Raw genomic sequence first — 19,133 nt, forward strand, 5'->3', positions numbered from 1 at the left:
CATGGACGACGGGAAGCCCACCGGGCCGCAGGCGAAGTGGTGGAGCCGCCCCACGGCGAGGCGTGCCGACCACCCGGAGCCGCACAGCGTCCCGGCCCCGGCCGGCGCGCCGAAGCCGGTGGAGCCCGCCGCCCCGGACCAGGCGCCGCCGGCTCCGGCTGTCCCGGACGCGGCCCCGGCCGCCCCGGATCAGGTGGTTCCGCACCCGCGTCCGGCCGGGCAGCCGCTGCATGAGCCCGATGAGTACGGCACCCCGCCCTACGGCGGCCCTGGTCCCTGGGCGCCCGCCCCGCCGGTGCAGCGGCCGACCCCCGCCCACGGCACCGTCGTACCGCCGGAGGCCGGAGGACCGCAGTACGCCGCGACGAACGGCTCCGGCCCGGCCCCGGCCGACGGCCACACGTCCCCGCACGGCCGGCCCACCGGCGGCTTCGCGCCGCCCCCGCCCGCGGCCACCGACGCCTTCGCGCCGCCGCCCCCGCAGTCCCAGGCCCACGTGAACGCCCCGCATGCCCCGCACGCGGCGGCGGCCCACGAGCAGCGCCGGCCCGGCCACCCGGGGCACGAGCTGCAGCCCCGGTCGACGCAGTGGCTCCAGTACGACCCCTGGGGCGCTCCCGGGCAGCCGCTGACCCGGCCCGGTCCGCCCGGGGGCGCCGAGCCCGGCCGGAGGAAGAAGCGCCGCGGCGGGGCCTTCGTCGGGGTGCTCCTGCTGGCCCTGGTCGCCAGCGGCATCGGCGGTGGAGTCGGCGCGTATATCGAGCGCAACGGCGGGCTGACCACCGTCGAACTGCCCCAGGCCGGCCGCGACAGCGGCGACCGGGCCCCCGACAGCGTCGCCGGCATCGCCGCCAGCGCCCTGCCCAGCGTGGTCACCCTGCACGTCAGCGGCACCGCCGAGTCCGGCACCGGCACCGGCTTCGTCCTCGACGGCCAGGGCCACATCCTCACCAACAACCACGTCGTCGCCCCGGCCGGATCCAGCGGCGACATCACCGTCACGTTCAGCACCGGCGAGACGGCCTCCGCCGAGCTCGTCGGCAAGGACAGCGGCTACGACCTCGCGGTCGTCCGGGTCCGCGGCGTCTCCGGTCTCAAGCCCCTGCCCCTGGGCAACTCCGACAACGTCCAGGTCGGCGACCCCGTGGTGGCCATCGGCGCCCCCTTCGACCTGTCCAACACGGTGACCTCGGGCATCATCAGCGCCAAGCAGCGGCCGATCACCGCGGGCGGCGACAAGGGCGACGGCAGCGACATCAGCTACGTCGACGCCCTCCAGACCGACGCCCCGATCAACCCGGGCAACTCCGGCGGCCCCCTCGTCGACTCCCAAGCCCACGTCATCGGCATCAACAGCGCCATCCGCGCGGCCGACAGCGGCCGGGGCCCCGAGTCCGGCGGCCAGTCCGGCTCCATCGGCCTCGGCTTCGCCATACCCATCAACCAGGGCAAGCGCGTCGCCGAGGAGCTGATCAGCACCGGCAAGGCCACCCACCCGGTGATCGGCGTCACGCTGGACATGAAGTACACCGGCGACGGGGCCAAGGTCGGCACGAAGGGCGCCGACGGCGGACCCGCCGTCGCCAAGGACGGTCCCGCGGACAAGGCGGGCATCAGGTCCGGCGACATCATCACGCAGGTCGAGGGCCAGCGCGTGCACAGCGGCGAGGAGCTGATCGTGAAGATCCGGGCCCACCGCCCCGGCGACGATCTCGACCTCAAGCTGACCCGCGGCGGCGAGGAACGGACCGTGACCCTGAAGCTCGGCTCGGCGAGCGGCACATGATCCGGCTCGTGAGTCGGCACGGCACCCGGCACGTGCGCGCCACCGCGAGGTACCGCCCGGACACCTTCGACAGGTACCTTTGAGCGGTCCGGGCAGCAGGCGGCCCCGGGCCGCGATCGCACGGAGAACACGCGGAGAACACGAGGAGCAACAAGGTGTTCAATGACATAGGCGCACTGGAGCTGTTGACGCTCGGGGTGCTGGCCGTGCTGGTCTTCGGCCCCGACAAGCTGCCCAAGCTGATCCAGGACGTCACGCGCACCATCCGCAAGATCCGCGAGTTCTCGGACAGCGCCAAGGAAGACATCCGCTCCGAGCTGGGCCCGCAGTTCAAGGACTTCGAGTTCGAGGACCTCAACCCCAAGACGTTCGTCCGCAAGCAGCTGATGGACGGCAACGACGACCTGGGGCTGAAGGAGATCCGCGAGAGCTTCGACCTGCGCAAGGATCTGGCCGAGGTCACCGACGCCGTCAACGGCCGCACCCCGGCCGCGTCCGATACCGCCAACAGTGCGGCGAACGGCTCTGCGGGCGCGTCGTCCGGCGCCCCCTCCACCAGCCTGACCAAGACCGGTGACACCGCTCCTGACCTGCTGAAGAAGGCTCCCGCACCGAATCCGCCCGAGCGCCCGCCGTTCGACTCCGACGCCACCTGAGCCCTGGTCAATCCCGACTCGTCCGGACGGTATCGCTATTCTCCATCTGTCCGGTTGCGAGGACGCCCAAGCCCGCGGGGGGCGGGCCGCTCCGGATCTTGACCGATCGAGGAGGCGGCCGCGCACATGGAGACGACGAGTCGGATTGATACGGACGGTGTCCCGGGCACGGCCACGGCGGAGGGGGAGCCGCAGGAGGCCCCTACGGCCCGGCGGGCCGCCGACGGCTATCTGGCGGCGACCTTCCCCTGGTACGGGCTGGACGAGGCCTTCACGGGCCCGCGCTGGCTGATGCAGGTCGGCACCGCGGCCGACGGGACCGTGCAGCACGGTGCGACGGGCCACGGTGACGAGCCGTCGGTGAAGTCGGACGGCTCCGCCGACAAGGAGCGGTTCGCCGCGGTGATCACGGTGGCCGCGAGCCCCGTACGGCGCAGCGGCGACGGTACGGGCGTGCTGGACGCCACCACGGTGTCCTCGGCGGCCTGGCTCGCGGGCTCGGGCCTGCTGGCGTACACGTGGCCGCCGCAGATGGACCACACCCTGCGCGACGACTGGCTGGACCAGCAGACCGAGACGGCCTTCACCCTCGCCGACGACCTCGGCAGCGCGCCCTGGACGACGCTCTTCCTGCCGGTGGACGGGGTTCCGGTGGAGTTCCACTACCGCGAGTCCGAGTTCGGCTGGGTCCTCGCCGGATCCGCCCACGAGGGCGTGCACATCGGCGCGTACGGCCGGGGGATGAGCGCGTACGGTCTCGGCTTCGCGGTCATCAAGGACATCGAGACGTACGCGTAACAACGGCGCGAGCCCGGAGCACGACGAGCACGCGACAGGGCGGGCCGGACGACCACCGGCCCGCCCTGTCGTCCGTGTGGACGTGGGTGCGTCAGAACTTGTTGCGCGGGGTGATGCCCAGGGACATGCCCGACAGGCCGCGCTGACGGCCGCCCAGCTTCCGTGCGATCGCCCGCAGCGCGCTGCCGGCCGGGGAGTCGGGGTCGGACAGGACGACCGGCTTGCCCTCGTCGCCGCCCTCGCGCAGCCGTACGTCGATCGGGATCGAGCCCAGCACCGGCACCTCGGCGCCGACTGTCCGCGTCAGCCCCTCCGCGACCCGCGCGCCGCCGCCCGAGCCGAACACGTCGACCATCTCGTCGCAGTGCGGGCACGGCATGCCCGACATGTTCTCCACCACGCCGACGATCTTCTGGTGGGTCTGCACGGCGATCGAGCCCGCCCGCTCGGCCACCTCGGCCGCCGCCTGCTGCGGGGTCGTGACGACCAGGATCTCGGCGCCCGGCACGAGCTGCGCCACCGAGATCGCGATGTCGCCGGTGCCCGGCGGCAGGTCCAGCAGCAGGACGTCCAGATCGCCCCAGTACACATCGGCGAGGAACTGCTGGAGTGCCCGGTGCAGCATCGGACCGCGCCAGACCACGGGCGCGTTGCCCGGGGTGAACATCCCGATGGAGATGACCTTCACGCCGTGTGCGGACGGCGGCATGATCATGTTCTCGACCTGGGTGGGCTTGCCGTCCGCGCCCAGCATCCGGGGCACGCTGTGCCCGTAGATGTCGGCGTCCACGACGCCGACCTTCAGCCCGTCGGCGGCCATCGCCGCGGCGAGGTTCACCGTCACCGAGGACTTGCCGACGCCGCCCTTGCCGGAGGCGACCGCGTACACCCGGGTCAGCGATCCGGGCTGGGCGAAGGGCACCTCCCGCTCGGCGGTGCCGCCGCGCAGCGCGCCCGCCAGCTCCTTGCGCTGTTCGTCGCTCATGACGTCGAGGGTCACCTCGACGCGCGAGACACCCTCGACCCGGGCGACCGCCTCGGTCACGTTCCGGGTGATCGTGTCGCGCATCGGGCAGCCGGAGACCGTGAGATACACGGTGACAGCGACTACACCGTCAGGATCGATCTCGACCGATTTCACCATGCCCAGCTCGGTGATCGGGCGGTGGATCTCCGGGTCGTTCACTGTCGACAGTGCCTCAAGCACCGCGTCTTCCGTAGCCATACAGACTATGTTACGGCGCGCGGGGCCACGGACGGGTAGCCCGTCAGCGGTCGCCTTCGTCACTCTCGGCCGGGAACAGCATCTGCCGCTCCTCCATGTCCTTCACCATGTCCTGGAGCTCCGAGCGGATCCAGTCCCGGGTGGCGACCTCGCCCAGGCCCATCCGCAGGGCGGCGATCTCCCGGGTCAGGTACTCGGTGTCGGCGATGGAGCGCTCGTTCTGCTTGCGGTCCTGCTCGTGCGTGACCCGGTCGCGGTCGTCCTGCCGGTTCTGCGCGAGGAGGATCAGCGGTGCGGCGTACGAGGCCTGGAGCGAGAGCATCAGCGTCAGGAAGATGAACGGGTACTGATCGAACCGCAGGTCCTTGGGCGCGAAGATGTTCCACAGCACCCAGACGACGATGAACAGCGTCATCCAGACGATGAACCGCCCGGTCCCCAGGAACCGCGCGATCCGCTCCGAGAACCGGCCGAACGCCTCCGGGTCGTACTCCGGCAGCAGCCTCCGGCGCGGCGCCTTCGGCTGGTCCAGCCGGGTGCGCGGAGGCCGCATCAGCCCGGAGGAGCCGGTCGAGGACGCCTTCGTACGCTCGTCACCCGCCACGTCCGACCCCCTCCTCCCCGTGCAGATCCGTCGTCAGGTCCGTCTCGCGCCAGTCGTCCGGCAGCAGATGGTCCAGGACGTCGTCCACGGTCACCGCGCCCAGCAGTGAACCGCTCTCGTCCACGACCGGCGCCGAGACCATGTTGTACGCGGCCAGATAGCTGGTGACCAGCGGCAGCGGGGTGTCCGGCGGCAGCGGCACCAGATCGCTGTCGACGATCGAACTGACCAGAGTGAACGGCGGGTCGCGCAGCAGCCGCTGGAAGTGCACCGTGCCCAGGTACTTGCCCGTCGGGGTCTCGTCGGGCGAGCGGCACACGTACACCTGCGCCGCCAGCGCCGGCGACAGGTCCGCCTGCCGTACCCGGGCCAGCGCGTCCGCCACCGTGGCGTCCGGGCGCAGCACGATCGGCTCGGTCGTCATCAGACCGCCCGCCGTCCGCTCCTCGTACGACATCAGCCGGCGTACGTCGGCGGCGTCGTCCGGCCGCATCAGCGCCAGCAGCCGTTCCTTGTCGTCCTCGGGCAGCTCGGAGAGCAGGTCCGCCGCGTCGTCGGGGTCCATCGCCTCCAGGACGTCGGCCGCCCGCTCCTCGGCGAGCTTTCCGATGATCTCCACCTGGTCGTCCTCGGGCAGCTCCTCCAGGACGTCGGCGAGCCGGTCGTCGTCCAGGGCGGCCGCCACCTCCACCCGGCGCTTGGGCGAGAGGTGGTGCAGGGCGTTGGCCACGTCGGTGGGCCGCAGCCGCTCGAACGTGGCGACCAGGTTCTCCGCGCCCTGCCCGTGCTCCTCCAGCGAGAAGCCGCTGACCGCCGACCACTCCACCGTCAGCGTCTCGCCCTTGCGGCGCAGCGCACCGCCGCGCCCCTTGCGGACGAAGTACTTGTCGATCTCCCAGTCGCGGCGGGCGGGCAGCTGCTGGATGGCCACGTCCAGGACGGTGACCTCCTCACCTTCCTGGCCATGGCCGTCCACCAGCCGGACCCGCCGGTCCAGGAACTCGCCGAGGACGAGCCGCTCGGTGGGCCGCTGTTCGAAGCGCCGCATGTTGACGACGCCGGTGGTGATGACCTGGCCGGACTCGACGCCCGTCACCCGGGTCATCGGCAGGAAGATCCGTCGGCGGCTGATCACCTCGACCACCAGCCCCAGGATGCGCGGTGGACGTCCGCCGACCCGCAACATGGCCACCAGGTCGCGAACCCGGCCGACCTGGTCCCCGTTGGGGTCGAAGACGGGCACCCCGGACAGGTGGGAGACGAAGACCCTGGGGGTGACCGCCGCCATCCGGCGCCTCCTTCGTCCGTCCGTGTCCATGTGGTCCCGCATCCGGCCGGAACCGTCTCGCCGTTCTGCCGGAACCGTTCCGCCGGCCTGCCGGAACCGTTTCGTCCGGTCCGTGGCCGTGCGTCCCCGGTCGTCTCTGTCTGCCGCCGCCCACCAGCGGATTTCGCCGGTACGCCGGGATCAGGCTAGCCCGTACCGGCGCGCCGCGCCCCGGCGGACCCGTCCGTGCGGCTGGCTGCCGGACGGTGCGCGCCGCACGGGTACGCTGCCGTCTGCTACCCCCGATCGCAGTGGAGAGGCAGTGCGCCCGTGACCTCTTTTGCCCCGGCCGTGCGGAACCATCGCCGGACCGCCCTCGCTCTCGTGCTGTGCGGAGGGCTCACCGTGGTCCTGGCCGCCTGCGGCACGGAGGAGGACCCGGACAAGGGGACCAATGGCGTCGCCAGACTCTCCGCCGCCGAGATCGACAAGAAGGCCAGAGCGGCGGCGGACGCGGCCAGTGCCGTACGCCTGTCGGGCACGCTCGTCAGCAAGGGCGGCACCTACCGGCTGGACATGAAGCTCAACGCCAGGGGCGGCATGGGCTCGGTGACCTCGAAGAAGCAGAGCTTCGCCCTGCTGCGGGTCGAGGACGAACTCTTCCTCAAGGCGCCCGCCGAGTTCTGGACCCACGAGGGCAGCGAGGGCGGGAGCGAGACCGCCGACGTGGCCGCCGCCGACAAGCTGGGCGGCAAGTACGTGAAGGTCCCCGAGGATGACCCCAGCTACCGGCAGCTGCGCGGCTTCACCGACAAGAAGGTCCTGCTCGACGGGCTCCTGGCGCTCCACGGCACGCTGAACAAGGGCGGCCGGGACACGGTCGCCGGAGAGCGCACCATCCAGATCCTCGGCGGCAAGGGGGAGGGCGGGGCCTTCGACGTCTCGCTGGAGAAGGAGCCGTATCCGGTACGGGTGGCCCGGGCCGGCGGCGGGGGCACCGTCTCGCTGGCCGACTGGGGGCAGGCCTTCCCGCTGGAGGCACCCGAGAAGGACGACACCGTCGACTACGGCGGGCAGCTTCCGAAGTCCTCCGGCTGAGCCCCGGCCTGACTCCTCCGGCCTGGGCCGACGCCCCTCGCGGGGCCGCTCAGCCCTTCCGGCGGCGCTTCAGCAGCAGCCGGGGGAGCGCCGCCGGGACGGGCTCGCGGGTGGTGGCCGCGGTCGGCAGCGGAACGGCCGCCAGCGAGGAGTCCGGCAGCGCGGTGCTCACCGCCTCCGGCGTCAGCCGCACCACCGTGCACGTGCGCGCCCACCGCTCGGGCATCGCCTCGGCGTCCGGCGCGTTCAGCCGCTTGCCCTTCAGCTCGGCGACCGCAGCCTCCCACTCCTCGGAGTGCGGCGCCAGGAAACGTACCGCCGCGCTCCAGGCGACGATCCGGCCGCCCTTGTCCTTGCTGCGTACGGTCACCTCGGCGCGGCCCCCGTCGGCCAGGCCCTGAGGCAGCGGCTGCTCGCCGGGGCCGCCGCCGACCAGGAGCGCCGCGCCCTCGTGCCAGACATGCCAGACGGCACGGGCGGGCCCGGAGCCCCGGACCCAGACCAGGCCCGACTTCTTGGTGGCCTCCTCGGCGAGGGCCCGCTCCAGCAGGCCGGCGGCGTCGGTCGCGGCGGCGTCAGTCATGGGGCGAGCTTAGACGGGCCTCGCGTCCCGATGAGCCCGTGCTCACAGCCAGCCGTTGCGCTTCAGGATGCGGTGGATCGAGAAACAGACGACCCCGATGACGCCGAGCACCAGCGGATAGCCGTACTTCCACTCCAGCTCCGGCATGTGGTCGAAGTTCATGCCGTAGACCCCGCAGATCATCGTCGGCACGGCGATGATCGCCGCCCAGGAGGTGATCTTGCGCATGTCCTCGTTCTGCGTGACCGTAGCCTGCGCCAGATTGGCCTGGAGGATCGAGTTCAGCAGCTCGTCGAAGCCGAGGACCTCTTCCTGGACCCGGGCGAGGTGGTCGGCGACATCGCGGAAGTACTTCTGGATGTCGGGGTCGATCAGCCGCATCGGACGCTCGCTCAGCAGCTGCATGGGCCGCAGCAGCGGGGACACCGCCCGCTTGAACTCCAGCACCTCGCGCTTGAGTTGGTAGATCCGACCGGCGTCCGAGCCGCGTGCGGAGCCCTTCGCCGGGGTGGAGAAGACATCGATCTCCACCTCGTCGATGTCGTCCTGCACCGCCTCGGCCACCGCGATGTACCCGTCGACCACGTGGTCGGCGATGGCGTGCAGCACGGCGGACGGGCCCTTGGCGAGCAGCTCCGGATCGTCCTGGAGCCGGTGGCGCAGGGCGCGCAGGGAGCCCTGGCCGCCGTGCCGGACGGTGATGACGAAGTCCCGGCCCGTGAAGCACATCACCTCGCCGGTCTCCACGACCTCGCTGGTGGCGGTCAGTTCGGCGTGCTCCACGTAGTGGATCGTCTTGAAGACGGTGAACAGCGTGTCGTCGTACCGCTCCAGCTTGGGCCGCTGGTGGGCGTGGACGGCGTCCTCCACCGCCAGCGGGTGGAGCCCGAACTCCCGCGCGATGCCCGCGAATTCGGCCTCCGTCGGCTCGTGCAGGCCGATCCAGGCGAAGCCGCCCTCCTCCCGCACCTGGAGCATCGCCTCGTGCGGGGTCGGGGCGGCGGGCGTCACCAGTCGGCGGCCGTCGCGGTAGACCGCGCAGTCGACGACGGCGCTGGAGGCGGACGGGTCGCGGGTGGTGTCGTACGCGCTGTACGGGGCGCTGTTCTTACGGAGGGACGGGCGCAGGGACGGGCGCACGGCGGCGCGCAGGTCACGGATCATCGACATGGCTGGCTCCTTCACGGAGGGCCGTCGGCGAGGGCGTGGAACAGCCCGGAATGGGGACGTGTGCTCACGTCCGCAAAGCGGGCTCCACCGCGCGGGCGCGATGACGGCGTTCGCTACAGACAGGCAAAAATGCGCTACAGGCAGGCAGGAACGAAGGGCTCTTCCGTCACGCGAACCGCTGTGGGGGAGTCGTCCGGACACGACGGCGATGTCGGCCCCGGGCGACCGACGAGAGGCGTCGGATCAACGGGAAAGGCGAGGCGCGGAAGAGCGGTCGGTACTGCACGGTCGACTTGGATCCATGGCAGTCCCCACCTCCTCCGGCCGGTCCCCCGTGGGGGACGACGTGTCGTCGGGACGAAGAAGAGCGACGCTTCTGCGTGCTGTCCCGACCGGCGGCCAGGCTATCAGCCGCTCAAGGCCCAATCCCGTACTTTGCCCATTCACTACGCGATCTATGCTCGCCGCATGGCAGAAATTCTTCCGCTGGTCGAGGCCCGGCTCCGCTCCGCCCTCGGGGAGCCGGACGCCCGTGCCGATGTGACGTTCCTCGGCACGGACCGCATCCAGGTGCTTCGCTTCCTCGACGGCGACATCGTGCGCTACGCGACGCTCGGCATGTCGGGCGCGCCGATGGCCGATCCGACCTCCCCGCTCGCCGACCCCGTGAAGGGGCCCCGCGCCGAGCTGATCCTGTCCGTACGGGTCGGGATCGCCGACACCGACCAGGTGCTGCGCCCGCTCGCCGTGCTGGCCGCCTCCCCGCAGGTCGAGGGGCTGATCGTGACCCCGGGCGCCTCGCTGGACCTGGGTGAACCGCTGTGGACCGGGGCGCCGTTCACCTCGGTCCTGGTCGCGGAGCCCGGAGGGCTCGTGGAGGACCTGGAGCTGGACGAGCCGATGGACCCGGTGCGCTTCCTTCCACTGCTGCCGATGACGCACAACGAGGCCGCCTGGAAGCGGGTGCGCGGTGCGCAGGAGCTCCAGGAGCGGTGGCTGACGCACGGTACGGACCTGCGTGATCCGCAGCGCACGTCCGTACCGCTGGACTGACCGGCTCTTCTGCGGGGCGGTCAGTCGGCGAAGACCGTCACGCCGTCCTCCAGCGCGTGGACCGGCTCCCGTTCCTCGGCCTCGTGGGTCAGTGCCGTACGGCGTACTCCCACGACGGCCGCTCCGGCCAGGGCGGCGAGTGAGGCCACCACGAACGGGACGTGGATGTCGGTCCACTCCTCGATCTTCGGGGCGAGGAAGGGCGCCGCCGCCGCGGCGAACCAGCGGACGAAGTTGTATCCGGCGCTCGCCACCGGGCGCGGGGCGTCGGAGACCCCGAGGGCCAGCTCGGTGTAGACGGTGTTGTTCATGCCGATGAACGCGCCGGAGACGACCGTGGCGACGATCGCCGTGGTGTGGCTGCCGTACCCGAGGACCAGCAGGTCGGCGGCGAGCAGCACCAGCGAGGCTCCGAGCACTTTGGGCGAGCCGAAGCGGCGCTGGAGGCGCGGGGCGACCAGCACGGAGAAGACGGCCAGCAGGCCCCAGGCGAAGAAGACCGCGCCCGACCTGTACGGCGTCATGTCCAGCACGAACGGCGTGAAGGCCAGGATCGTGAAGAAGGCGTAGTTGTAGAAGAACGCCGAGGCCGCCACCGAGGCCAGCCCGCCGTGGCCCAGCGCCTTGACCGGATCGAGCAGGGAGGTCGTGACGGCGGGCTTCGGCTGTTCCTTGAGGAACGCGGCGATGCAGAGGAAGCCGATCGCCATCAGCGCCGCCGTACCGAAGAACGGGTAGCGCCAGCTGGCGTCCCCCAGCAGCGCGCCGAGCAGCGGCCCGCACGCCATGCCGAGGCCGAGCGCCGACTCGTACAGCAGGATCGCCGCCGCGCTGCCGCCCGCCGCCGCTCCGACGATCACCGCGAGTGCGGTCGAGACGAAGAGGGCGTTGCCCAGGCCCCAGCCGGCCCGGAACCCGACCAGTTCGGCGACGGAGGACGAGGTGCCGGAGAGCGCGGCGAAGACGACCACGAGCGCGAGACCGGCCAGCAGGGTCTTGCGGCCGCCGATGCGGCTGGACACGAAGCCGGTGATCAGCATCGCGAACGCGGTGATCAGGAAGTACGAGGTGAACAGCAGCGACACCTGGCTCGCCGAGGCGTCGAGACCCTGGGCGATGGACGGCAGGATCGGGTCCACCAGGCCGATCCCCATGAAGGCCACGACCGAGGCGCCCGCCGTGGCCCAGACGGCCTTCGGCTGACGCAGGATGCCGCCTCCCGTCGCACCTTCGTCGAACGGATCCTCTTGCCGCATGGGCTCTCTCCTTCTCTTCCGGCCTTCTCTGTCCGGCCTCGCAAGGTCGATGCATCATGCACAGAATAAGTTAGACAATCTAATAAATGCAAGCTACATCTATTTACTCGGGCGAGGGCCACGCTCCGGACGGGTGATCGTCCTTGACGGGAGCACCGGCGGAGAGGACGGTTGGTCCTTATGAGGGGCGAACCCAGTTGCCCGAAGTGCGGTGGCCGGGTCAGGGCGCCCGGTCTCTTCGCCGACGCCTGGCAGTGCTCCGTGCACGGCCAGGTCCACCCGATGCAGCCGGTCGTCCCACCCAGCGTCGAGGCGCTCGGCGTCGTGGTGCACCGCACCCAGGTCCCCGTCTGGATGCCCTGGCCGCTCCCCGTGGGCTGGCTGTTCACCGGGGCCGCCAGCGCGGGCGACGACCGCAGCGGCGGACGCGCGAGCGCCGTGGCCTGTTCCGGACCCGGCCCGCTGGGCGGGATGGGGGAGCTGCTCCTCGTCGCCGAGGAGCTCGGCGTCGGACTCGGCGCCCGGTACGCCGGTATCGAGGGCCCCGACCCCGGCCACCACCTGAACGTGGACTCCGCCCCCGACGCCAAGGTCCACGCCGCCGGCCGTCCCACCCCGCTCTGGCACGTCAGGAACGCCCCAGAGGACCGCGCCGTCTTCGCCGGAGAGGCGCGGGGGCTCTGGCTCTGGGCGATCCTGTGGCCCGAGCAGTCCGGCCTCCTGATGTACGACGAACTCGTCCTCACCGATCTGCGGGACGCCGGGGGAGAGGTCGACCTCGTCCCCTGCGGCGCCCTCACCCCCCGCCTCCTCGCCGCCCCGGAGGCGCCGCCCCGGCAGGGGAAGAGCGAGCGGTAGATCACGTCGGGCAGGGGGCTTTCGCGGCCCGAGGCCCGGCGGGCGACGGTTATCCTTGAGCGGCCCCCCGTCCGCCCGCGAACCTCGGAGTCAGCCGTCGTGCGTATCGACCTGCACACCCACTCCACCGCGTCGGACGGCACGGACACCCCCGCCGAGCTGGTCGCCAACGCCGCCGCCGCGGGCCTGGACGTCGTCGCGCTCACCGACCACGACACCGTGGGCGGCCACAAGCAGGCCATCGACGCACTGCCCGAGGGGCTCACCCTCGTCACCGGCGCCGAACTCTCCTGCCGCGTCGACGGCGTGGGCATGCATCTGCTCGCCTACCTCTTCGACCCGGCCGACGCCGAGCTGGAGCGCGCCCGGGAACTCGTCCGCGACGACCGGGTGCCGCGCGCCCAGGAGATGGTCCGCAAGCTGCGCGCCCTCGACGTCCCCATCACCTGGGAGCAGGTCGCCCGCATCGCCGGGGACGGCTCGGTCGGCCGCCCGCACGTCGCCGCCGCCCTCGTCGAACTCGGCGTCGTCCCCACCGTCTCCGACGCCTTCACGTCCGACTGGCTGGGCAACGGCGGCCGGGCGTACGCGGAGAAGCACGAGTTCGACCCCTTCGAGGCCGTCCGCCTGGTGAAGGCGGCGGGCGGGGTCGCCGTCTTCGCCCACCCGGGCGCGGTGAAACGCGGCGCGGTGGTCCCCGAGTCCACGATCGTCGCCCTCGCCGAGGCCGGCCTCGACGGCCTCGAGGTCGACCACATGGACCACGACGAGCCCACCCGGGCCCGGCTGCGCGGCCTCGCCCGCGAACTGGGGCTGCTCACGACCGGCTCCAGCGACTACCACGGCAGCCGGAAATCCATCGAGCTCGGCGCGTGCACCACCGATCCCGAGATCTACGGCGAGATCACCCGGCGCGCGACCGGGGCCTTCCCGGTGCCGGGCGCCGGTGGAGCCGTCCGCCGCTGAGGCTCGCAGCACCTTCGCCGTACCCCGTTCTTCTCCCCGCGCGCCCCTGTGCGTACCGTCGCGTGCCCGACGCACCGTGACGCCCGCTGCCCGGACCCGCACCCCTCCGTACCCCCCGCTCATCTCTCGCAAGGCTCACTGTGTTCGACGTCGCTGTCTTCGGATCCCTCTTTCTCACCCTATTTGTGATCATGGACCCGCCCGGGATCACGCCGATCTTCCTCGCCCTCACCGCGGGCCGCCCCGCCAAGGTGCAGCGCAAGATGGCGCTCCAGGCGGTCACGGTCGCGTTCGGCGTGATCGCCGTCTTCGGTCTGCTCGGTCAGCAGATCCTCGACTACCTGCATGTCTCCGTGCCCGCGCTGATGATCGCGGGCGGACTCCTCCTGCTGCTCATCGCGCTCGACCTGCTGACCGGCAAGACGGACGAGCCGACGCAGACCAAGGACGTCAACGTGGCGCTCGTACCACTGGGCATGCCGCTGCTCGCCGGGCCCGGAGCCATCGTCTCGGTCATCCTCGCGGTGCAGCACGCCGACGGCGTCGGCGGCCAGCTCTCGGTGTGGTCCGCGATCGTCGCCATGCACGTGGTGCTCTGGCTGACCATGCGCTACTCGCTGGTCATCATCCGCGTGATCAAGGACGGCGGCGTGGTGCTGGTGACCCGGCTCGCGGGCATGATGCTCTCCGCCATCGCCGTCCAGCAGATCATCAACGGCGTCACCCAGGTCATCCAGAACTCCTGAGCCGGCCCCTCCGCGGCCCCGCACGCCACAGCACCCCCGCACGGACGTTCCGTGCGGGGGTGCCTCGTCTTTGCAACGTCAGGTGTTACGAGGCCGAACTGTCGGCCGGCCGGATGTAGATGCGCTGGCCTGTCGCCGCGGCCTGCTGCACGATCCGGTTGACGGAGGCGGCGTCCACGACGGTGCTGTCCACGGCGGTACCGTCGACGTCGTCGAGTCGCATGATTTCGAAGCGCACAGTGCTTCCCTTCGTCTGATCCTCCTGCTGGAGAACTGCTGGCGCCGAGGGGGCGTCCCCACCGGCAAGACTAGGAACGCGAGGTTTCCCTCGCGTTCCACAAGGGTGACAACGAGTTGCCTCTTGCAAACATTCCCTACGCTAAGGAAATTTTTTGGATGTCTAAATACCCGTCGGTAGCCACACCGCCACAGACCATGAGGTTCGCATGAACGAGGCGGACCCGCAGCTCGTCGGGGTCACCGCGGAGACCGGCCTCGCCGCCCGCCTGGACCGCACCAACGAGCTGCTCCAGCGCATGCTCGTCGAGGTGGCGAAGACCCCCTCGACGCACGCCATCTTCGTGGACGCCGGCTATGTCTACGCCGCGGCCGGGCTGCTCGTCACCGGCACCGAGGACCGGCGCTCCTTCGACCTCGATGCCGAAGGGCTGATCGAGGCCTTCATCGACAAGGCCCGCACGATCTTCGCGGACAGCAGGCTGCTGCGCGTCTACTGGTACGACGGGGCCCGGCGCCGGATCCACACCACCGAGCAGCAGGCCATCGCCGAACTCCCCGATGTCAAGGTGCGGCTCGGCAACCTCAACGCCAACAACCAGCAGAAGGGCGTCGACTCGCTCATCCGCACCGACCTCGAATCCCTCGCCCGGCACCGCGCCATCAGCGACGCGGCGCTCGTCGGCGGCGACGAGGACCTGGTCTCGGCGGTCGAGGCCGCCCAGGGGTACGGGGCCCGCGTCCACCTCTGGGGCATCGAGGCCGCCGAGGGCCGCAACCAGGCCGAACCCCTGCTCTGGGAGGTCGACAGCCAGCGCACCTTCGATCTCGACTTCTGCCGCCCCTACGTCACCCGGCGCCCCGTCACGACGTACGAGGACGACACCCCGGCGCCCTCCCGGGAGGACGTCCGCTTCGTCGGCGCGCAGATCGCGGCCGCCTGGCTCGCCGCCCGGGGCCGGGAATCCCTCGCCGACCTGCTGCCGGGCCACCCCTATCTGCCGGGCTCCGTCGACCAGGACCTCCTGGTGGAGGCCGAACGGCTGCTCCAGCACTCGCTGCGCGGCCACGCGCATCTGCGGCGGGCGCTCCGCGACGGCTTCTGGCAGCACCTGCAGGCGCAGTACTGACCCAGCGGCTTTCTCCGCGGCACGGGCCCCGGGCGGGCGGCCTCGTCAGGCGTCCGGCAGGCCGTCCCAGAACGCGGCCAGCGCCTTGGCGGTCTCCTGCGGGCGGGCCGTGTTGGGGGAGTGCTCGGCACCGGCGATGGTGGTGCGGCGGGCCCCGAGACGCCGGGCCATGGCGTCGAACAGCTCCACCGGCCACACGTCGTCGCGCTCCCCGGACAGCACATGGACGGGCAGCCCGACGGCGGCCAGCTCGTCCACCCGGTCCGGCTCGGCCGCCAACTGGGCCCCGGTGGCGATCAACTGCGCCGGGTTGTGGGCGAGCCAGCGACGGCGCATGTCCGCGCCGTCGCCGGTGTCCGCGTCCTGCGGGGGATCCAGCGCCTGCATCGCCTGCCACACCTCGTCCATGGACAGCACGGCCAGCGCGTCGCTCAGCATCTTCACCTTGTCCCGCTGCGCCGCGACGACCTCGGCCGGGCCCGAGGACATCAGCGTCAGCGAACGGAACGGGGCGGCGTCCAGCAGGACGGCGGCGCGGGCGATCTGGCCGCCGAGCGAGTGCCCGAGCAGGTGCAGTCTCCCCGGCCCCTCGCCCAGAGCCGCCGCCTGGGCCAGCACATCACGCGCCAACTCGCCCTGGGCGTAACTCTCCTGACGATCCGTCCCCCTGGACTCGTACTGCCCCCGGCCGTCCACGGCGACCACCCGGTAGCCCGCCCCGGTCAGCGGTTCCAGCAGCGCGATGAAGTCCTCCTTGCTGCCGGTGTAGCCGGGCAGCAGCAGGGCGGTGGCCCGGGCGGGGGTACGCGGGACGGCGTCCAGGACGGCGAAGTCGCCGCGCTCGGTGGCCAGGACGCGGGCGTCGGCGCAGGGCGGCGGGGTGAAGGTGGGCGGGCGGCTCATACGGCGAGGCTATCCCCGCCGCCCCGGGCCCGCCGCCACCGGGCGGCCTTCCGGACGACGAACGGCCCCGGCCCTCGCGGAGTGCGGGGGCCGGGGCCGTGGTCGTGGTCGTGCCTGTCGTGCGGTGTCGCCGGAGGCGTCAGCCCTCGGTCGTCGTGACCGACGCGGTGCCCGCGGGGCGGGTGGCCCGGCGGCGACGCGGCTTCGGCTCGGCGGCGGCCTCGCTCACCACGGCCTCGGCCGCGGAGACCACGGCGGCCTCCTGCGTCGCGGTCGAGGTGACGCTGCGGGTGGCGCGGCGGCGGCGCGGCTTGGCCTCCGCCCCGTCGGCCGGAGCCTCGACGGCGGGCTGCTCGGTGGCGACGGCCTTCGGCGCGGCCTTGGCCTTCTTCGCCGGGGCCTTCTTCGCCACGGGCTCCGCCGTCTCCGCCTTCGCGCGGGACTTCGTCGCCCTGGCCGTCCGGGCCTTCGGCTCGGCGGCCGACGCGGACTCGGTGGCCGACTCGGTGGCCTTGGGCTCGGCCTTCGCCTTGGGCTCGGCCTTCGCCTTCGACTCCGTCTTCGGCTTCGTGGTGCGGGCCGGGCGGCGACGCGTCTTGACCTCGGGCTCCGGCTCGGCGGCCGGGGCGATCTGGAAGTCGACCTCGTCGGCCGGCTTCACGATCCGGGTGCGACGGCGCGGCCGGACGGCCTTCGGCTCGGCGACCGGCTCGATCACACCCGCCGCGACGGCCACCGTCTGGAAGTCGACCGGGGCCGGGGCGGCCGGAGCGGCGTCGACGGGCGCGGCCGTCTCCTCGGCCACCGGCTTCGCCGCGGCGCGGCTGCGACGGCGGCGCGGCTTGGTCTCCGCCTCCGCGACCGGCTCGGCCACGGGCGCGGCCTCGGCCACGGGGGCGGCCTCGGCCACGGGGGCGGGAACCGCCGGCGCCTCGGCGACGGCCACGGCCGCCTCGGCGGCAGCGGCCTCGGCCGCACCGGCCCGCGTACGGCGGCGACGGCGCGGCGTACGCGGCGCCTCGGGCGCCTCGTCACCGGCCGGGGAGACCGGGGTGGCCTCCTTGGCGGGTGCGGGCACCGTCGGCGTCGCGGCGTCCGCCTCCGTGACGGCCCCGCCACGGGTGCGGCGGCGCTGGCGCGGCGTACGGGTGCGCGGCTCGCGCTCCTCACGGGCGGGTGCCGGAGCGGCGGCCTTGCGGCCGCGGCCGCCGGTCTCGCCGAGGTCCTCGACCTCTTCGGCTCGCAGGCCCGCACGGGTCCGCTCGGCTCGCGGCAGCACGCCCTTGGTGCCCGCCGGGATGCCCAGCTCCTCGAAGAGGTGCGGCGAGGTGGAGTACGTCTCCGGCGGGTCCGGGAACTTCAGGTCCAGCGCCTTGTTGATCAGCTGCCAGCGCGGGATGTCGTCCCAGTCGACCAGCGTGATCGCGATGCCCTTGGCGCCCGCGCGGCCGGTGCGGCCGATGCGGTGGAGGTAGGTCTTCTCGTCCTCCGGCGACTGGTAGTTGACGACGTGGGTCACACCCTCGACGTCGATGCCGCGTGCGGCGACGTCGGTGCAGACCAGGACGTCGACCTTGCCGTTGCGGAAGGCGCGCAGCGCCTGCTCACGGGCGCCCTGGCCGAGGTCGCCGTGGACCGCGCCCGAGGCGAAGCCGCGCTTCTCCAGCTGCTCGGCGATGTCCGCCGCCGTGCGCTTCGTACGGCAGAAGATCATCGCGAGACCGCGGCCCTCGGCCTGGAGGATGCGGGCGAGCATCTCCGGCTTGTCCATGTTGTGGGCGCGGTAGACGTGCTGGACCGTGTTCTTGACGGTCGTGCCCTCGTCGTCGGGCGACGTGGCGTTGATGTGCGTCGGCTGCGACATGTAGCGACGCGCCAGGCTGATGACGGCGCCGGGCATCGTGGCCGAGAACAGCATGGTCTGGCGCTTGGCCGGCAGCATCGTGATGATGCGCTCGACGTCGGGAAGGAAGCCGAGGTCCAGCATCTCGTCGGCCTCGTCGAGGACGAGCCCGCGGATGTGGGAGAGGTCGAGCTTCCGCTGGCCCGCCAGGTCCAGCAGACGGCCCGGGGTGCCGACGATCACGTCGACGCCCTTCTTGAGGGCCTCGACCTGGGGCTCGTACGCCCGGCCGCCGTAGATCGCCAGGACGCGGACGTTGCGCACCTTGCCGGCCGTGAGCAGGTCGTTGGTGACCTGCTGGCACAGCTCGCGGGTGGGGACGACGACCAGCGCCTGCGGGGCGTCGGTCAGCTCCTCGGGCTTGGCCCGCCCGGCCTCGACGTCGGCGGGGACGGTCACGCGCTCCAGGAGCGGAAGACCGAAGCCGAGCGTCTTTCCGGTGCCGGTCTTGGCCTGGCCGATGACGTCGGAGCCGGAGAGGGCGACGGGGAGCGTCAGCTCCTGGATGGGGAAGGGGGACATGATGCCGACCGCCTCAAGGGCTTCGGCCGTCTCGGGGAAAATACCGAGGTCGCGGAACGTAGTCAGGGTGCTGCCTCTTCTGTGAGACGCGGTCCGAGGCGAACGCTGGGGGTCGTACCGTGCCGGGGTTGGTCATCCGGCCGTGGTGGGGCCGGGTGGCGCGGGACCACTGCCGTCGCTCGAGCGCTCGTGCCGCTGAGGGGGCCCCTCATCTGCAGTCATACGTGTCGTACGCACCGCGTGGAGGGCTGTCGGGTCGGAGCCGATCGGGCCTCCGACCGGGCATCCTCATTCAAGGGCGCGCCCCTGGCACAGCACAGTGCTCAGTAAGCGCAATACCACTGTACCCCGGATTCGCGCATGTGTGTTGGA

At 72.1% G+C, this 19,133-nt stretch carries 18 protein-coding genes; 9 read left to right on the forward strand and 9 right to left on the reverse strand.

The genetic code is table 11. The features are described 5' to 3' along the window. Nucleotide 1: 1 nt before the first annotated feature. The 3 genes from CCZ36_RS23775 (at nt 2) to CCZ36_RS23785 (ending at nt 3,240) form a co-directional block, all read left to right on the forward strand. Nucleotides 2–1,786 carry a S1C family serine protease gene (locus CCZ36_RS23775; RefSeq protein ID WP_128818517.1) on the forward strand — a complete coding sequence of 595 codons (1,785 nt, stop codon included), beginning with the start codon at nt 2–4 and terminating at the stop codon, nt 1,784–1,786. A 155-nt stretch (nt 1,787–1,941) separates the two neighbouring features. Further along, nucleotides 1,942–2,442 (forward strand): sec-independent translocase, encoded by a 501-nt coding sequence (locus tag CCZ36_RS23780; protein WP_069744694.1) that lies wholly within the window; start codon nt 1,942–1,944, stop codon nt 2,440–2,442. Between the two features lie 126 nt (nt 2,443–2,568). Further along, nucleotides 2,569–3,240, forward strand: a complete 672-nt coding sequence (locus CCZ36_RS23785; protein WP_128818518.1) for a hypothetical protein — start codon at nt 2,569–2,571, stop codon at nt 3,238–3,240. A gap of 91 nt (nt 3,241–3,331) precedes the next feature. On the opposite strand, the gene CCZ36_RS23790 is transcribed toward CCZ36_RS23785, so the two are convergent. Genes CCZ36_RS23790 through CCZ36_RS23800 form a run of 3 tightly spaced genes read right to left on the reverse strand, consistent with a single transcriptional unit; the run spans nt 3,332 to nt 6,357 of the window. After that, nucleotides 3,332–4,465, reverse strand: a complete 1,134-nt coding sequence (locus CCZ36_RS23790) for an Mrp/NBP35 family ATP-binding protein (protein ID WP_079134365.1) — start codon at nt 4,463–4,465, stop codon at nt 3,332–3,334. Nucleotides 4,466–4,508: 43 nt separating this feature from the next. Next, nucleotides 4,509–5,069, reverse strand: coding sequence for a DUF1003 domain-containing protein (locus CCZ36_RS23795; RefSeq protein WP_069740464.1), 561 nt, complete (start codon nt 5,067–5,069; stop codon nt 4,509–4,511). After that, the gene (locus CCZ36_RS23800) at nt 5,059–6,357 is read right to left on the reverse strand and encodes a magnesium transporter MgtE N-terminal domain-containing protein (RefSeq protein WP_069740465.1); all 1,299 of its coding nucleotides are present in this window, start codon (nt 6,355–6,357) and stop codon (nt 5,059–5,061) included. Before CCZ36_RS23800 ends, CCZ36_RS23795 begins: the two co-directional genes overlap by 11 nt. A gap of 309 nt (nt 6,358–6,666) precedes the next feature. Here CCZ36_RS23800 and CCZ36_RS23805 point away from each other — a divergent pair, with 309 nt between their 5' ends. After that, nucleotides 6,667–7,434, forward strand: a complete 768-nt coding sequence (locus CCZ36_RS23805; protein ID WP_069740466.1) for a hypothetical protein — start codon at nt 6,667–6,669, stop codon at nt 7,432–7,434. A 49-nt stretch (nt 7,435–7,483) separates the two neighbouring features. On the opposite strand, the gene CCZ36_RS23810 is transcribed toward CCZ36_RS23805, so the two are convergent. Beyond that, on the reverse strand, nt 7,484–8,017 hold the full coding sequence (locus CCZ36_RS23810) for a hypothetical protein (protein ID WP_069744696.1): 534 nt from the start codon (nt 8,015–8,017) through the stop codon (nt 7,484–7,486). 42 nt (nt 8,018–8,059) lie between these two features. Beyond that, on the reverse strand, nt 8,060–9,187 hold the full coding sequence (locus CCZ36_RS23815; RefSeq protein WP_069740468.1) for a magnesium and cobalt transport protein CorA: 1,128 nt from the start codon (nt 9,185–9,187) through the stop codon (nt 8,060–8,062). A 468-nt stretch (nt 9,188–9,655) separates the two neighbouring features. On the opposite strand from CCZ36_RS23815, the gene CCZ36_RS23825 reads away from it, so the two are divergent. Beyond that, nucleotides 9,656–10,240, forward strand: a complete 585-nt coding sequence (locus CCZ36_RS23825) for a suppressor of fused domain protein (RefSeq protein ID WP_069740469.1) — start codon at nt 9,656–9,658, stop codon at nt 10,238–10,240. A 20-nt stretch (nt 10,241–10,260) separates the two neighbouring features. Here the strand turns inward: CCZ36_RS23825 and CCZ36_RS23830 are convergent, their stop codons facing one another. Continuing rightward, nucleotides 10,261–11,496 (reverse strand): MFS transporter, encoded by a 1,236-nt coding sequence (locus CCZ36_RS23830; protein ID WP_128818519.1) that lies wholly within the window; start codon nt 11,494–11,496, stop codon nt 10,261–10,263. Between the two features lie 180 nt (nt 11,497–11,676). On the opposite strand from CCZ36_RS23830, the gene CCZ36_RS23835 reads away from it, so the two are divergent. The 3 genes from CCZ36_RS23835 (at nt 11,677) to CCZ36_RS23845 (ending at nt 14,066) form a co-directional block, all read left to right on the forward strand. After that, a complete protein-coding gene (locus CCZ36_RS23835) occupies nt 11,677–12,354 on the forward strand; it encodes a DUF6758 family protein (protein WP_069744698.1) in 678 nt (225 codons plus the stop codon). A gap of 99 nt (nt 12,355–12,453) precedes the next feature. Then, complete coding sequence (locus CCZ36_RS23840) at nt 12,454–13,320, forward strand: PHP domain-containing protein (protein WP_069740472.1); 867 nt, start codon at nt 12,454–12,456, stop codon at nt 13,318–13,320. 140 nt (nt 13,321–13,460) lie between these two features. Further along, on the forward strand, nt 13,461–14,066 hold the full coding sequence (locus CCZ36_RS23845) for a MarC family protein (RefSeq protein ID WP_010061609.1): 606 nt from the start codon (nt 13,461–13,463) through the stop codon (nt 14,064–14,066). Nucleotides 14,067–14,151: 85 nt separating this feature from the next. On the opposite strand, the gene CCZ36_RS34855 is transcribed toward CCZ36_RS23845, so the two are convergent. Beyond that, on the reverse strand, nt 14,152–14,289 hold the full coding sequence (locus CCZ36_RS34855) for a hypothetical protein (protein WP_162493205.1): 138 nt from the start codon (nt 14,287–14,289) through the stop codon (nt 14,152–14,154). A 223-nt stretch (nt 14,290–14,512) separates the two neighbouring features. On the opposite strand from CCZ36_RS34855, the gene CCZ36_RS23850 reads away from it, so the two are divergent. Beyond that, nucleotides 14,513–15,433, forward strand: coding sequence for an NYN domain-containing protein (locus CCZ36_RS23850; protein WP_069740473.1), 921 nt, complete (start codon nt 14,513–14,515; stop codon nt 15,431–15,433). A gap of 45 nt (nt 15,434–15,478) precedes the next feature. Here CCZ36_RS23850 and CCZ36_RS23855 read toward each other — a convergent pair whose 3' ends face one another. Both CCZ36_RS23855 and CCZ36_RS23860 read right to left on the reverse strand, forming a co-directional pair. After that, nucleotides 15,479–16,336: an alpha/beta fold hydrolase gene (locus CCZ36_RS23855; RefSeq protein WP_069740474.1), complete on the reverse strand. Its 858-nt coding sequence runs from the start codon at nt 16,334–16,336 to the stop codon at nt 15,479–15,481. Nucleotides 16,337–16,475: 139 nt separating this feature from the next. Then, entirely contained in the window at nt 16,476–18,761 is a 2,286-nt protein-coding gene (locus CCZ36_RS23860; RefSeq protein ID WP_128818520.1) for a DEAD/DEAH box helicase, read from the reverse strand. Between the last annotated feature and the right edge of the window lie 372 nt (nt 18,762–19,133).

Origin of the sequence: Streptomyces sp. S063, assembly GCF_002832675.1 — a bacterium.
Classification (GTDB): Bacteria; Actinomycetota; Actinomycetes; order Streptomycetales; family Streptomycetaceae; genus Streptomyces; species Streptomyces sindenensis.

Bases quoted from the DNA above. Each gene is read 5' to 3' on its own strand.
- CCZ36_RS23775 (WP_128818517.1), top strand. From the start codon at position 2: ATGGACGACGGGAAGCCCACCGGGCCGCAGGCGAAGTGGTGGAGCCGC.
- CCZ36_RS23790 (WP_079134365.1), bottom strand. From the start codon at position 4,465: ATGGCTACGGAAGACGCGGTGCTTGAGGCACTGTCGACAGTGAACGAC.
- CCZ36_RS23855 (WP_069740474.1), bottom strand. From the start codon at position 16,336: ATGAGCCGCCCGCCCACCTTCACCCCGCCGCCCTGCGCCGACGCCCGC.
- CCZ36_RS23825 (WP_069740469.1), top strand. From the start codon at position 9,656: ATGGCAGAAATTCTTCCGCTGGTCGAGGCCCGGCTCCGCTCCGCCCTC.
- CCZ36_RS23810 (WP_069744696.1), bottom strand. From the start codon at position 8,017: ATGACTGACGCCGCCGCGACCGACGCCGCCGGCCTGCTGGAGCGGGCC.
- CCZ36_RS23815 (WP_069740468.1), bottom strand. From the start codon at position 9,187: ATGTCGATGATCCGTGACCTGCGCGCCGCCGTGCGCCCGTCCCTGCGC.
- CCZ36_RS23785 (WP_128818518.1), top strand. From the start codon at position 2,569: ATGGAGACGACGAGTCGGATTGATACGGACGGTGTCCCGGGCACGGCC.
- CCZ36_RS23835 (WP_069744698.1), top strand. From the start codon at position 11,677: ATGAGGGGCGAACCCAGTTGCCCGAAGTGCGGTGGCCGGGTCAGGGCG.
- CCZ36_RS23800 (WP_069740465.1), bottom strand. From the start codon at position 6,357: ATGGCGGCGGTCACCCCCAGGGTCTTCGTCTCCCACCTGTCCGGGGTG.
- CCZ36_RS34855 (WP_162493205.1), bottom strand. From the start codon at position 14,289: ATGCGACTCGACGACGTCGACGGTACCGCCGTGGACAGCACCGTCGTG.
- CCZ36_RS23850 (WP_069740473.1), top strand. From the start codon at position 14,513: ATGAACGAGGCGGACCCGCAGCTCGTCGGGGTCACCGCGGAGACCGGC.
- CCZ36_RS23860 (WP_128818520.1), bottom strand. From the start codon at position 18,761: ATGTCCCCCTTCCCCATCCAGGAGCTGACGCTCCCCGTCGCCCTCTCC.
- CCZ36_RS23830 (WP_128818519.1), bottom strand. From the start codon at position 11,496: ATGCGGCAAGAGGATCCGTTCGACGAAGGTGCGACGGGAGGCGGCATC.